Annotated in this window: 8 protein-coding genes; 5 read left to right on the top strand and 3 right to left on the bottom strand. The window is 63.8% G+C overall.

The genetic code is table 11. The features are described from left to right. Positions 1-90 precede the first annotated feature (90 nt). Positions 91-780 carry a hypothetical protein gene (locus XH79_RS29810; protein ID WP_271583920.1) on the bottom strand — a complete coding sequence of 230 codons (690 nt, stop codon included), beginning with the start codon at positions 778-780 and terminating at the stop codon, positions 91-93. A 48-nt stretch (positions 781-828) separates the two neighbouring features. Then, positions 829-2,088, bottom strand: a complete 1,260-nt coding sequence (locus XH79_RS29805; protein WP_271583919.1) for a tyrosine-type recombinase/integrase — start codon at positions 2,086-2,088, stop codon at positions 829-831. Positions 2,089-2,360: 272 nt separating this feature from the next. On the opposite strand from XH79_RS29805, the gene XH79_RS29800 reads away from it, so the two are divergent. Beyond that, positions 2,361-3,242, top strand: coding sequence for a PhzF family phenazine biosynthesis protein (locus XH79_RS29800; RefSeq protein WP_271583918.1), 882 nt, complete (start codon positions 2,361-2,363; stop codon positions 3,240-3,242). A gap of 356 nt (positions 3,243-3,598) precedes the next feature. On the opposite strand, the gene XH79_RS29795 is transcribed toward XH79_RS29800, so the two are convergent. After that, positions 3,599-4,093: a hypothetical protein gene (locus tag XH79_RS29795; RefSeq protein ID WP_212342258.1), complete on the bottom strand. Its 495-nt coding sequence runs from the start codon at positions 4,091-4,093 to the stop codon at positions 3,599-3,601. Positions 4,094-4,355: 262 nt separating this feature from the next. On the opposite strand from XH79_RS29795, the gene XH79_RS29790 reads away from it, so the two are divergent. From XH79_RS29790 to XH79_RS29775, 4 genes are all read left to right on the top strand, one after another. Continuing rightward, positions 4,356-7,397 carry an ATP-binding protein gene (locus XH79_RS29790; RefSeq protein ID WP_271583917.1) on the top strand — a complete coding sequence of 1,014 codons (3,042 nt, stop codon included), beginning with the start codon at positions 4,356-4,358 and terminating at the stop codon, positions 7,395-7,397. A 143-nt stretch (positions 7,398-7,540) separates the two neighbouring features. Further along, complete coding sequence (locus XH79_RS29785) at positions 7,541-8,584, top strand: helix-turn-helix domain-containing protein (protein WP_271583916.1); 1,044 nt, start codon at positions 7,541-7,543, stop codon at positions 8,582-8,584. Between the two features lie 283 nt (positions 8,585-8,867). Then, the gene (locus XH79_RS29780; RefSeq protein WP_271583915.1) at positions 8,868-10,553 is read left to right on the top strand and encodes a ShlB/FhaC/HecB family hemolysin secretion/activation protein; all 1,686 of its coding nucleotides are present in this window, start codon (positions 8,868-8,870) and stop codon (positions 10,551-10,553) included. A 19-nt stretch (positions 10,554-10,572) separates the two neighbouring features. Beyond that, a complete protein-coding gene (locus XH79_RS29775) occupies positions 10,573-14,142 on the top strand; it encodes a two-partner secretion domain-containing protein (RefSeq protein WP_271583914.1) in 3,570 nt (1,189 codons plus the stop codon). Positions 14,143-14,337: the final 195 nt, after the last annotated feature.

The following is a 14,337-nucleotide window of genomic DNA, read 5'->3' as shown; positions in this document are numbered from 1 at the left end:
TTTTGGATGCCAATTCATTATCGGCACGCCAGTCCTACACGGGGAAAGCTGAGAGCTGTTCAGACAACGATGGACATGTCTCGCTTTGTCTTATTGTCCGAGCATGTTGAATTCTTTGTAATGGCGTTGAAGGCCCTTTCGGATCGAACTGTAGGCAGAGTTGAGCTGCCGCGTCCTCTTCAAATATTCGATCAGAAGGTTGAAGACCTTGTCGAACCCGAGCGGCTCGGGGCTGTGGAGATACTTTCCGCCTTCGATTTCCTTCAGGAACTTGGGGTATTTCTTGTCCAACGGTGGACTTGCCTTCGCTCGGACTGCCCCTGTCGGAAATGCCCGCCGCAGGTCACTTTCAAGAAAGACGATTTGGTCGATCACCCTGTGGAACCCAAGTTCGTTTTCCTTCATGCCGGCCACGAGTTTGGAGGCCCGCTGGCTCAGGTTTTTAAGTATTTCTGCACGGTAGGCGTTGAGCGAGCAAACAATGAACTGGGGAATGTAATCCACCTTTTTCTCGATGCGCCGGCCCTCGCTATCAGCGGGGAGAAACTCGAACTCCGTCCACGTCCAACGTTCGATGAGCTGCACGGGCCCTGCATCCAGAGAGCCATATCCCTGAAGTGTTCCGTCGAGCAGAGCTGCTTCAAGCCGATCCGCGCTTTCTAGTGTTGATGACCATCCATCGCTCTTCGACCCATCCATATGCCTAAATTCAATCCACCAAAGGGCCTCGTCCAATTGGGCGAAAGGGGGTTGGACCAGGTGAAAATCGGATTCATCCATCTCAGTGAACTCGCTCGCTTCGTTATCTCGGGTTACGCCGATAGGGCATCAATCGCCCATGGCTTCCGCCAGTGCTTTTGCGATGTGGTCGGATGCTCGACGCAATGGATCATTGTCCAGATGCGCATACCGGGCGGTAGTAGCGGGCTGAGAATGTCCAAGCAACTTGCCGATAATGGGCAGCCCAAAGCCCGCGCCCGCACCATAGCTGGCGTGCGTATGCCTTAGGTCATGAATTCTCACCCCCGCCAAACCCGATCGCGTGCTCACGAGCTTCCATGGCTTGTTGAGATCATGGCGCGGTTGGCCGGGAATATCGCTGGCAATCACGTAGACATCAACCCGCGGAAGCTTTTCAAGAAGAGCGACGGCCGGAGCGTTGAGAATGATCGCCTTCTGCCCCGTCTTGCTATCCGGCAACAGGAGCAGTCCGCGCTGGAGGTCGACATACTCCCACTTGAGTTCAAGAATTTCCCGAAGCCGAGCGCCGGTGAGGATCAAAAGCCGCAGGGCGGCGGCGACATGCGGCCCGATTTTCGTGCGACCGTTTTTCGGGATGTGCTTCGCGTTGGGCTGGTCTTTGTCCACAGCCCACGGAATGCCCACCGTTTCAGCCTCGCGAATGGCGTCCCCGAGGCGGCCGAGTTCCGCTGAGCTCAGGAACCGTTCGCGGCGCTGCTCGCGGAAGGCTTGGACGTGACTGGCGGGGTTGTGCCCCTTGGCGACGAGGCCGCAGACGGCAGCGTACCGAAAGACGGATCCGACGAACTCGACGACCCGATTCGCAGTCATCGGCGTCTCCTTGCCGATCTTCCGGTGCATCTTCGAAACGTCGGCGCTGTCGATCGCATCGAGCTTGCGGGTGCCGAGGAGGGGAGCGGCGTGCTTACGGAGATAGATGCGGTAGTTCACGAGCGTGCGCGGCTTGAGCTTTGTCTCGGCCTCCTCGCTGAGATAGCGTTCACCGAAGTCGGCGAATGTTGGCATGGCGCGCTCGGTCGAGCGCTTGCGGGCGGGATCCTGTCCGAGGGCCACAGCGGCAAGCGTCGATTTCGCCGTAGCGCGCGCCTGGTCCGGCGTCATGCTTGTGGTGGATCCGAGCACCATCCGCGTCTTGCCGACGCTCCGTCCGCCGGCGCCACTGCGGTACTCGACGCACCATCTCTGGATGCCGGAGGGAAGGACCTTGAGGCAAAAACCGGTCAGTTCGCTGTCGTAAAAGATGGTCGGCTTGTCGACCGGTTCTATTGCGTCAATCGTTCTCCGCGTCAGCTTCAGTACCGGCACCAGGACCTCCAGAATCGCCACCGAGTCGCCACCGTGACGGGAATGGCAGGATATCTCGGGAAATTACGAGACCGGAGTTCACTAGTATTTCGAGTGGCTTAGGTAAAGCTGGAAGTCTTGGGATAAGTCCAGAAAACTGTGAAATTCATACTCATAACCTGAAGGTCATAGGTTCAAATCCTATCCCCGCAACCAAATTCGGATTTCACCGGATCCGATACGAAAACGGCCCGCTTGATGCGGGCCGTTTTTGTTTTGGGGAGTGATGGGGCAATCGTGAGGTGAGCTATCCAATGACCGAGGTCGAACTCGTCAATGTGTTCACGCATATGGGGCGTGGCGGCAACCCCTGTCCCATCGTCATCAACGCCTCGAACCTTCAGCCTGCAGGAATGCAGTCGGTGGCTCAGCACTTCGGTCACGAATCGGGATTCGTCCTGCCGGCGCCGAACCTCGACTCCGACTATGTCTTCCGCTTCTGGGTTCCGCGACACGAGATGGAGATGTGCGGTCACGCGACGATTGGCGCGCTGTGGCTGCTCGCGGCCAAGGGCCTGTTGTCCGGCGATCAGGTTCGCATCGAGACGCGCAGCGGAGCGGTGACAGGTTATGTCGATCGTGGCAGCTCTGGCGAGCCGTCCGTCGAGATCAGCCAGCCTGTCGGCAAGGTTGTCGATCTCTCGCGGGCTGAAGAGGATGACGTTCTGTCGGTGCTCAAGCTGTCGCGCCGCGATCTGCTTGACCTGCCGATACAGAACGCCGTCACGTCGCGGGTGAAGACGCTCATCCCGATGAAGGGCGTCCGCGAGCTCAACGAACTGGTGCCGGACCCGGTGCAGATTGAAGCGTGTTGCGGGCGGATCGGGTCCACCGGTCTTTATCCCTACGCCGTGGACCATCAGGGCGAACGGCGCTTCGAGGCGCGGCAGTTTCCGAAATCGTCGGGCTACCCGGAGGACGCTGCCACCGGCATTGCCGCGGCGGCGCTCGCGTTCGGGCTGCTCAAGAACGGACTTGTCGAACGCGACAGCGGGCGGATCACCATCATGCAGGGGAGGGCCATGGGAGCCTTGTCCGAGATCCGCGTGCGCATCGGCTTCGCCGACGGCAGGCCTGTCGGCTGTCTGCTCGGAGGTTCTGTGGCGCACGTGGAGTCGCATGTCCTGCAGCTCTAGTCGCGATGAAGCGCGGGCGGTTCGTGACCTAGCCCGCCGCGGCTTCTCTCAAAACTCCTTGACGGCCTTCCCGTCCGCCCCATCAGCGTCGACGGCGCCTCGCCGAACACCAGCCCCTCCGGCTGAAACTTGATGTCGACCTTTTCGCCCGCGCTCCCTGTCCAACGCGCGCGACGGTCGTCCTCTTCGGAGGTGACTCGCGCATGCACGGAAGAGCAGCGGATCATGTTCGTGCGACAGAGCCGTGACGGGAGGTAGGACGGGCGCGACGCGGCGCGGCGCCTGCAAACAAAACGCCCGCGCGCTTGTCGCGCACGGGCGTCGATGATTCTCTTGACGACGCAGAATGCTTCTAATCAGGACCTGTGCGGGCAGACCATCGTCAGGTTGAGCAGCGTCGGCGCCTTGTCCTCGCCATTGCGATATTCCCACTCCAGCCGGATCTCATGCCGGTGAGCATAGGCATCGCTCGCTGCATGGGTGATGATCTTGGTCTTCATCGGGATCGGCGGCTCGGAGTTGAAGCACTTGCGGACGCAGGCATCGAGCAGATCGCATCGGGTCAGAGGAATGACGCCGGACTCATCCTTGGACAGGGGGACCGTGTTCGGCTGGGTGCTGAGGTCGACGCGGGCCCGGCCCTTCTCCTTGTGCCAGTACTTGGCGCTTCCCTGCGGCCACTTCGATGGCGGCGTCAAGATCAGGTGGTACTGGCCGTATTCCAGGGTCGGCAGGTCGATATCCTCCGAGGCCTTGAGCTTGGCGACGCTCTTTTTCATGTTCGCCAGGGGATAGTAATTGCTGTTCATCAAGTCTCGAAATGCCTTGCCGCTATATACCAGTCCGGCCATCGCCTCTTTCCCCGATATGTCTGTTTGTCAAAACCTGTCGCTGGCTGCCCGAAATGCGCAGCGCGTCGCGACCGATCACACAATTTGTTGTGTGCAGTCACGCTACCACCCAAGACTGCACTTCGTCCAGCGAGCCACCATCCAGTAACATCGCGTATCCCGCAAGCCCAATTGCCATGCATTCCTCTATGGGTAATGTACGTTCAAACGCCTTGCGGGCGTTGGAGCGGGACTGCCGAGGCAGTTCGTTGAAGGCGCTGGAATGCATTGCTTCGCGTGTCAGTCGGCGATTGGTCCAGGCGATAGCTGGTGCTCCAAATGCGGGGCGGCGGTCCGCGAGCGCGTCGATCCAGACAGCGAACGACGGTTCGTGACGATCCTTCGCGCCGACGTCGTCGATTCCACAGGTCTTGTTGCCGAACTGGAGCCGGAGGAGGCGGTGTCGCGTCTCGAGCCGGCTCTTGCAGCGATGCGAGGCGCGGTGCGCCAGTTCGGCGGCATCGTCAGCAAGGAGCTGGGCGACGGAGTGGCCGCCGTATTCGGCGCCCCGATCGCCGACGACAACCATGCACCGCTGGCCTGCCACGCGGCGATCGAGCTTGTCCGGCGTGTCGGCAGCCTGGGCGATCCCGGACTTCAGGTTCGGGTCGGCCTCCACTCCGGCCATGTGGTGGCCTACATGGTCGCCAACGAATTCTCCAAGGTCTACGAGATCGGTGGTGCCGCCCAGCATCTGGCCGCGCGGCTCGAGGCGGCGGCCGAGGCGAACCAGATCTACGTCTCCCAAGCCTGCCAGGAGCTAGCGGACGGGCACGTCCGCTTCGAGTTTCTGGGTCGCAAGGCGCTCCGTGGTTTTGGCGAGCCTCTGCCCGTGTACCGCGTCATGGGCGCCAGCGATCTTTCGAGCTGGCGAGTCAGGCGTGCGCGCAGTGTCTCCCGATTCGTCGATCGCACGACGGAGCGGGCATTGCTATGGCGTGCTGCGGAAAGGGTCGCCGCTGGCCGGCAGACGGTGCTGTTGATGGGGGACGCCGGCATCGGGAAGTCGCGCCTTGCGCATGAGTTCGCGCAGGACCTTCGGGCCAGCGGCTGGCGGCTGATCGATGCCGAGTGCAGCCCGAATCTCCAGGGCGCACCATACAGCACCCTCAAGCGCCTGATGCTGTCGATCCTCGATCAGAGCAAGGTGGACGATCCCAGAGACGCGCTGCCCGTGGTGCAGCGGCGAGCCGTCGACGCGATTCTGGACCTGCCGATTTCCGATCCGCACTGGGACGAACTGGAGCCTCACGCGCGCGGCCGAGCGATGTCGGACGCGAGCTGCGCGATCGTCGAGAGTGTCGCCCGTCGCCAGCGCACGATCCTGCTGATCGAGGATGTGCACTGGATCGACCGGACCAGCGATTCGGTTGTGGCCACTCTGTCCACGCTGCAATGCCCCGATTTGCTTGTGCTACTGACGACGCGGCCCAATGGAATGCCGGTATGGATCGCGCGCTGTCACGCGGAAATCGTGGCGATGCGGCCTCTCGACGACGATTCGGGTCTGGCCATGCTGACGGAGATGCTCGGCCCCGCCACGACGAACTCAGAGCTGAAGAACCAGATCATCTCTCATACGGCCAATGTCCCACTGTTCATCGAGGAAGTCTGCCGCAGTCTGAAGGACAGCGGCATGCTTCTCGGCCAGTGGGGCGACCTGTCTCTGGCGCGTCCCGTCGACGAGCTCGGTATCCCCAGCAGCATTCAAGGTGTGATCGCGGCACGGCTGGATCGCGTGTCACGACAGGAGCGATCGCTTCTGCAGATCGCCGCGGCGCTCGGACCCCGGGCAAACCAGGCCATGCTGCGGAAAGTCGCGGCCTTGCCGGAAGACGTCCTGCAGGATTGCCTCACCACGCTCGACCGGGCCGAATTGCTCGTCAGGATCGATAGCGAGCTGGAGGACTCGCTCGAATTCCGGCACGAGATGGTCAGGCAGGTCACCTACGATTCGATGGTCGAAAAGGTGCGCGAAGGCATCCATGCCAGTATTCTCGCGGCTCTTGAGGGCGACGAAGCATGGACCGACGGGCCGGACGCGCTCTGCTATCACGCCACGAGGGCGAAGGATTGGCAGAAGGCATTTCACCATGGCAGGAGCGCCGCTCGAAGATGCCTGGCTCGCTCAGCCTATGCCGACGCGGTCGATTATTTCGAGACCGCGATGGAATCGCTCGACAAGACCCCTGTGACGCACGCGAGAGAGACGAATGCCATTGACCTCCGGATGGAGGCTCGTTTGGCCTTTGCCGGATCAGGGCGCGTTGCCGAAGCTCTGGATCTGGGAAGCGAGGCCGAACGGCGAGCCGATGCGATCAACGACATCGGACGCAAGGTTGCGGCCATGACCATGAGGGCGGGTGCGCAGAATTTCTATGGAACGCCGGTCGAAGCTGTCGCGATCGGTGAAGACGTCGTGCACCTGGCGGAAAGCTCGGGCAATCCTGGCTGGCGCAATCTCGCGCAATATGGGCTTGGGCAGGCGTATTTTCTTTCCGGCCGCTACCGTGGCGCCGAGAAGATGCTGGCTGCGGCGCGAGGCCATCTCGCGGGCTCGGCAGCAAGTGCTCCGATCGGCACGACCCCGCAATCCCTGCTCCTCCTCTGCTGCATGATGAACAGCATCACCCACACCGTCATGGGTGAGCTCGATGCCGCCGAACAGCTCCAGCGCGAAGCGGCTGCGATCGCGGAGGAGACCGGCCGCCCCTACGACCGCGTTGCCGCCGCCTATAGCGGTGGGTGGTTGAAGCTCGGGCGGAACGATCCGGCGGCGGCCGCTGCGATTCTGGAGGAAGGCTTCGTGCTGGCGCAGAAGCATGGCATCCGGCTGTTCGTGCCGGTGCTCGCCTGCCACCTCGGCATCGCCTATCTCGAGCAGGGGCTGTTCGACCGGGCGCGCGGCATGCTGAGCGAGGCGCGCGAGGAGGCGAAGGCGGTCGGCTACACCTCGGCGGTGCTGCGCAGCTCGATCTATCTTGCGCTCGCGACCCACCGCCTCGGCGATGTCCAGGCCGCGCAGAACATGCTGCGCGAGGCCCGCAACACCGCCCGCCAGCAGGGCTTTTCCGGCCTCGAGGCCGAGGCCCTGTTCGGCGAGGCCGTGGTGACGCCGCCCTCGGGCGAGGCGAACAAGGCCGCGATCCTGACGGCCTTGCGCGCCGCGATCGCGATCGCCTCCGACAGCGGCGCGCTGCCGCTCAAGCAGAAGGCCGGGGCGATGCTGAACGAGATGCTCGCCCGCGGCGACGAGCTGACCTGACAGAACCGTGCGATGCAGGTCACGCGATGCAGGTCACGGGTGTGCAGCCCGCCGGCGGCACAGCTCTGGACACATCTGGAAATGATCGCGGCCCCGCACTAGGTATCGGGACACTGGTTCGTAAGCGGTGAAGGGGAAGTCAGGTGCAGGGGGCGGACGACAACGCGGCAGATCAATCGCCGCTTCCTCATTTCATACTTGATACGCAGGGCACGCCGCACAAGCAGGCTTTGGCGATCTGGCACGAGCAGGTCGGCCTCCTCGGCCAGACCCGGCTCAAGAATCCCGAGCGTTTCCACGCCCGGGTCGAATATTATCAGCTCGGCGCGCTCGTGCTCGGCACGGCGAAGACGCAGGCGCAATCGTTCGACCGCTCGCGCTACCAGATCGGGCGTGACGGCGTCAGCCATTATGTCCTGCAGTTCTATGTGGACGGCGGCTGCCGCCCGCGGTTCGGCGCGCAGACGGCGTCGAGCGCATCCGGCGATTTCATGACGTTCGATTGCGCGCAGCCGCAGATGACGGAGACGCCGGACTATGCCAGCATCCACCTCTTCGTGCCGCGTCCGCTGCTGGCGCCGCTGCTGAGCGCGCCGGACGAGCAGAACATGCGCATCTTCGCCGGCGGCGGTGCGCTGGTCGGCATGTTCCGGGATCATTTGATGGCGCTGTGGCGCCGGGCGCCCCTCCTCACTGTGCGCGAGGGCGAGGCGCTGGCGAAGCCGACGCTGGAGCTGGCGGCAACGGTGATCAACGGCTCGGTGCGCGAGGATGCCGCCGGCGGCGTGCAGCTCGCGCTGTTCGACATGATCTGCCGCCATGTCATCGACCATGCGCTGAGCCCCGAACTGACACCGGAGAGCATTGCGGCGCACTTCGCCATCTCCCCGCGAAAACTGTCTTATCTGTTCGAGAATGCGGGCGGCATCGCGAGCTATATCCAGGAGCAGCGCATGCATCGCGCCCGGATGGCGCTCGCCGATTCGGCGCAACGGCACAAATCGATCTCGGACATCGCGGAAGCGCATGGCTTCGTGCACCCGCAGAGCTTCACCCGCGCCTTCCAGCGTCTGCACGGGCTGACGCCGCGCGAGTTCCGGGCCCTGGCGCGCGATCAGCGCTCCTGGGACCCGCAACTCATCACGCGGCAGATGTGGTGGAAGTGGATGACCAGCATCCCCTCGTAACAGGCCCGAACCGGATCGGGCGGTTTGCGCGCAGGGCGAAATTCATGCGGAGCTTTTGCGCGCAATGAGAAATCGAGACACCGCCTCGCAGTTTCGCTGGCGGGTTGCATAAAGCCCGTGGCATGCCCGTTGCGGGCGCGCCCAAAGCCATCACAAGGGGACACTGCAAGCGATGTAATTCGCTGATGTTGTTGCCTAATTGCCTGAAGGCCGTGCCCGTGGAAGTGAAGCGGGTTGTCGGATGGGAATGGGACGGTGCCGGGCGGTCTGGGCGGCGATACTGATGGTGGGCGCCGCGGTCCCGGCCGCTGCGCAGGATGCCGGATCGCTACTGCGCGAGATGCAGCGGCAGCAGGAATTTCAGCGGCAGGAAAGGTTGCCGGCCCCTGACGGGATAAGTCCGCAACAGGCGCCCGCGGCGATTCCTGATCGGGGAGAACGCATCACCGTGAAGGGGGTGCGCTTCACCGGCAAGGTGGAGCTGCTGCCGGACGACGCGCGCGAGCAGCTCGTCGCTGCGGTGCGCGGCAAGCGCCTCGGCATCAAGGGACTCTATGCGCTGGCCGATCAGGTCACCGCCGTGCTCCAGGGCCGGGGTCGGCTGCTGGCGCGCGCGCTGCTGCCGCCTCAGGACGTCACCAACGGCATCGTCACGATCGAGATCGTCGAGGGCGCGCTCAAGACCATCACGCTCGATCGCGCCAAGGGCGTGCGCGTGCGCGAGGATCTCCTGCGCGCCATCATCGAGGGCCGGCTCAAGCCGGATGGCGTGACGCGGCAGGATCTGGAAAACGCGCTGCTGCGCATGAACGACCTGCCGGGCGTATCGGTGCACGCCAAGCTCGCGCCGGGCGAGGCGCCGAACACCAGCAAGCTCGTGGTCGGCGTCGCCCAAGTGCCCATTCTCGGCGGCGGCATCTGGGCCGACAATTACGGCAGCTCCAGCGTCGGCAAGGCGCAAGCCAACGGGCTGGTGACGCTCACCGACGTATCCGGATATGGCGACCTGACGCGGCTGTCCGGCACGGTGTCGCAGGGCCAGGAGTACGGCACGCTGGCGACGAGCGCACCGCTCGGTGCCAGCGGCCTCATCGCCAATGCGAGCTACGGCTATCTCGGCTATCGTAACATCGACGCCATCGGCCGCGCGCTTGGTCTTACCGGCTTTGCCCATTTCGCCAATGGCGGGGTCGACTACGGCTTGATTCGCTCGCGCGATTTCAACCTCCAGCTCGGTGGCGCGGTGACCTGGAAGGCGTTGGTCGACGACAGCATCGCCGGAAAGCTCGATGACAAGCGCTCCATTTCGGGCACGCTCAGCTTCAGTGGTGACCGGCGCGATGGTTTGCTCGGTGGCGGCATCACCAACTGGTCGGTGAGCTGGACGTTCGGCGATCTCGATCTCGGACGCGTGCCGGGCGCGCTTGCGGCGGATCAGGCCGGGCTGAAGACACAAGGGCAGTTCAACCGGATCAATGCCGCGGTCGCCCGGCTGCAGGCCTTGCCCGGCGACTTCGCGCTGTTCGGCCGGCTCTACGGGCAATGGGCCGGCAAGAACCTCGATTCCTCGGAAGATTTTGCGCTGGGCGGGCCGTTCGGCGTGCGCGGCTATCCGGTCGGCGAAGCCCGTGGCGACATGGGCGTGCTCGGCACGCTCGAGCTCCGCTACAACGCCCCGGTACCTCAGCGCTTCGGCGGCCTGCAACTCGCGAGCTTCGTGGACGGCGGTTACGTCAAGATCAACGTGTCGCCGAACGGCATCCCGCCGCTCAATGTCTGCGGCTGCAATGATTACGGGCTTGCCAGCGCCGGTCTTGCCGCGCGCTGGACGCGCGAGTGGCTGAACGTGTCGGCAAGCTGGGCCCATACGCTGGGCGACAATCCCGGCCGCTCCATCATCACCGGCGCGAATGCCGACGGCGTCAAGGCCAGCGACCAGTTCTGGCTGCAGGCCGGCATTCGCTTCTGACGTTTCGAGAGGGCACGCCATGACATCGATCCTGCCGAAGACGCGCCTCGCAATCGCCCTGTCCGCGACCACGATGCTGACGCCGCCGGCGCTGGCCCAGACCTTGCCCACCGGCGGCCAGGTCGTGTCGGGGCAGGCCACGATCAGCCAGTCCGGCAATGCGATGACCGTCAACCAGTCGAGTGACCGGATGATCGCGAACTGGCAGAGCTTTTCGATCGGCGCCGGCAATTCCGTGACCTTCAATCAGCCCGGCGCATCCTCGGTCGCCCTCAATCGCGTCGTCGGACAGGACCCCTCCAGGATTCTCGGCAGCCTCAGCGCCAACGGGCAGGTGTTCCTGATCAATCCGAACGGCATTGCCGTCGGCAAGACCGGCAGCGTGCAGACCGGCGGCTTCGTCGCCTCCACGCTCGGCATCAGCAACGCGGATTTTCTGGCCGGCCGTTACAACTTCACCGGCAGCAGCGGTGCGATCACCAACGAAGGCAGCATCTCCGGCAAGGTGGTGGCGTTGATCTCGCCGAGCGTCAGCAATTCCGGCACCATCATTGGCAGCACGGCGCTCGCGGCCGGCACCGACGTTCTGCTCGATTTCAATGGCGATGGTCTGCTCTCGGTCGAGGTCAAGGCCTCCACGGTCAAGACCCTGGTCGAGAACAAGGGGCTGATCCGCGCCGATGGCGGCGTCGCCATCCTCACCGCCAAGGGCGCCAGCGACGCCATGAAGGGTGTCGTCAACAACACCGGCATGGTGCAGGCCGCGAGCATCGGCAGCCGCAACGGCCGCATCCTGCTGCTCGGCGACGCCAGGCATGGCGAGGTCAATGCCGGCGGCACGCTGCGCGCGCGATCGGTCGAGACCTCCGCCGCCAAGGTCAATCTCGCCGCCGACCTGAAGGTCGACACGCTGGGCGGGCACTGGCTGATCGACCCCGTCAACATCACCATCGACGCCAGTTATGCGCAGGCCTTGCAAACCGCGCTTGCGAGCGGCGACGTCACCGTGACGACTTCCGGCAGCGGCACGGATGCGGGCAACATCGCCGTCAACGCGCCGATCAGCTGGGCATCGCACATCCTCACGCTCAGGGCCGACAACGCCATCAGCATCAACGCGTCGCTGACCTCGACCGGCACGACCGGCCTCGACGGGCTCGTGCTGCAATATGCGCAGACCACCGCGACGGGCACCTACAACGTCAACGCGCCGGTCAACCTCGCGGCGGGCAGCCTGTTTCAGACCCAGAGCGGCAGCGCCGCGCCGATCACCTACACGGTGATCACGGATCTCAACGCCTTGCAGAACATCAATGCGAATCTCACCGGCAACTATGTGCTGGGCACGAACATCGATGCGAGCGCCACGGCCGGCTGGAATGGCGGCGCGGGCTTCACGCCGATCGGTGGCAATGGCGGTTCCAGCTCTTTTTCCGGAATTTTCGACGGGCTCGGCCATGTCATCGGAAATCTGACGATCTATCGGCCGACCACCGACAATGTTGGCTTGTTCGGCGCTGCCACGGGCGCCACCATCCGCAACGTCGGGCTGGAAGGCGGCAGCGTGACGGGCAACAATTCCGTCGGCGGGCTGGTGGGGCAGGCTGGTTACTACGGCAACGGCGGCTTGGATTACAACACCATCAGCAACGTATACAACACCGGCAATGTGACCGGCGGCAGCGCTCTCGTCGGCGGGCTGCTCGGGGACTCCTACCTCACCACGATCGTCAATTCGTATGCCACCGGCACGATTGCGGGCTACAACGCCGTCGGCGGGTTGGCAGGTCGCATGATCGCCGGCTCCGTATCCAACTCACATGCCACTGGCAATGTGTCCGCAATCTACGAAGGTGCGGGTGGGCTGGTGGGAATTGCGTCAGGCTGGGAGGTGGCGCCGATGAATTACGTCCTGGCCACGGTGAGCAACTCCTACGCCACAGGTGCGGTGACGGGCGTCAGCAACACGGGTGGGCTGGTCGGCGGGGGCACCCTCCTTAACGTCAGCGACACGTACGCCACTGGAAATGTCACGGCGACCGGCGCATTTGTCGGTGGACTGCTGGGATACGTCTCGTACGGCAATGTGATTCGCTCCTACGCCACCGGCAACGTGTCCAGCAACAGCGAAGTCGGCGGATTGCTGGGAGCTACCTTCGAAGGTGGCAACGTGAGCCAGTCTTACGCAACCGGTAACGTGTCCGGGGACCATAGCGTTGGCGGGCTGGTGGGGATGAACTACGACACCAGCTCAATAACGAACTCCTACGCCACGGGAGCGGTTTCAGGAGTTCACGAGGTCGGCGGGCTGGTGGGGATGAACTGGTTCATCAGCACAGTGAGCCGCAGTTACGCCACGGGCGCGGTTTCCGGCACCACCAATGTCGGCGGGGTCGTGGGAGTCAATGGCGACGGAAGCTCGGTTTCCCAAAGCTACGCGAACAGCGAGACGACGGGGCAGAGTTCCGCCTGCGGCTACAACTACGTTGGCAACATCTGTGGGGGCAACATGCTCACCACGGCCCAGATGCGCGATCCCTTCACCTTCATCAACAACGGTTTTGATTTCGCCGGCATCTGGGGCAAGTCCGTCAGCGGCGCCAACAACGGTCAGCCGGTGCTGCGCGCGTTTGGCGACACCGTCTACGATGCCTATGTGAATGTGTCGGGGTCGGCGAGCACGACCTATGGCACGTTGGCATCGCTCGGCGGATTGACCGCGACCGGCGTGAATGCCGATCGCGTCACGCTCGGCTGGGGCAGCGCAGTGACGACCTCGCTGGGCGCAGGCAGCTACAATCTCAGCGGCCCCGATATTCTCCGCGCGACCGGTTCGGGCGGCCCGGTCTATATCGGATCGACCGCGGTGGGCCTCACCGTCAACAAGGCGCCGCTCACCATCACCGCCAACGCGTCCAAGACCTATGACGGCCTCGCCTTCTCCGGCGGCAGCGTCACATATTCCGGCTTCATGAACGGCGAGACCGCGTCCGTGCTGTCGGGTGCGCTTCTCTATGGCGGCACGGCACAGGGCGCGGTGAATGCGGGGCACTACAGCCTGACCGCGTCGGGCCTCTCCTCGGCCAATTACGTCATCACCTATGTCGACGGCGGGTTGACCGTCAACAAGGCGGCCCTCGCCGTCAAGGCGGGCGACGTCACCAGGATGTACGACGGTGTGCCGTTCTCGGGAGGCAGCGTGGCCTATTCCGGTTTCGTCAACGGGGAGGGGCCGGCCGCGCTGTCCGGCACGCTCGCCTATGGCGGCTCGGCGCAGGGAGCGCGCAATCCCGGGGTCTACGGCATCGTCGCCTCGGGTCTGACGTCCGTGAACTACGACATCAGCTATGTCGACGGCCATCTCTTGATCATTTCGCGCGATGTGGGCGGCTGCTCTCTCGGAGCCGGCGGCAGCCCGGTCTGCGGCGCCACGTCGCCCGATCCCGCCGCTCCGCTTGGCCCGAGCGTTCTGGCGCCGATCGAGATCGTGCCGCCTCCGCCGCCGACGATCGCTGATGCCGGCAAGATTACGTTTGGCCCCGCCTGTCGCGCTGGCGACGGGAAGCAATGCCCGGCGGTATCGCAATGAGAAGCGAGCCCTGTATTTTCTTACCATCCGGGCCGTCGTTTCTTGCCGGACGGAGCATTTGAATTTCCCAAATCGAGCAATGCCTTGGCGGTAAGCGTCTACTGTGCATGGGGTTGTTTTCGATGTTTTTTTGAGCCGGCCGCCGCTTCGGCGCGGCCCGGCGATGGTCGGCGTCGTCGCGATCACAAAGTCCCT

Source organism: Bradyrhizobium sp. CCBAU 45389, from assembly GCF_028128625.1.
Lineage (GTDB): Bacteria > Pseudomonadota > Alphaproteobacteria > Rhizobiales > Xanthobacteraceae > Bradyrhizobium > Bradyrhizobium liaoningense_B.
Note: the sequence above shows the minus strand (reverse complement) of the source record. Positions and strands in the feature narration are given on the sequence as shown.

Excerpts from the sequence above, each read along its gene's own strand:
- XH79_RS29800 (WP_271583918.1), top strand. The coding sequence starts at position 2,361 with ATGACCGAGGTCGAACTCGTCAATGTGTTCACGCATATGGGGCGTGGC.
- XH79_RS29795 (WP_212342258.1), bottom strand. The coding sequence starts at position 4,093 with ATGGCCGGACTGGTATATAGCGGCAAGGCATTTCGAGACTTGATGAAC.
- XH79_RS29775 (WP_271583914.1), top strand. The coding sequence starts at position 10,573 with ATGACATCGATCCTGCCGAAGACGCGCCTCGCAATCGCCCTGTCCGCG.
- XH79_RS29810 (WP_271583920.1), bottom strand. The coding sequence starts at position 780 with ATGGATGAATCCGATTTTCACCTGGTCCAACCCCCTTTCGCCCAATTG.
- XH79_RS29780 (WP_271583915.1), top strand. The coding sequence starts at position 8,868 with ATGGTGGGCGCCGCGGTCCCGGCCGCTGCGCAGGATGCCGGATCGCTA.
- XH79_RS29790 (WP_271583917.1), top strand. The coding sequence starts at position 4,356 with ATGCATTGCTTCGCGTGTCAGTCGGCGATTGGTCCAGGCGATAGCTGG.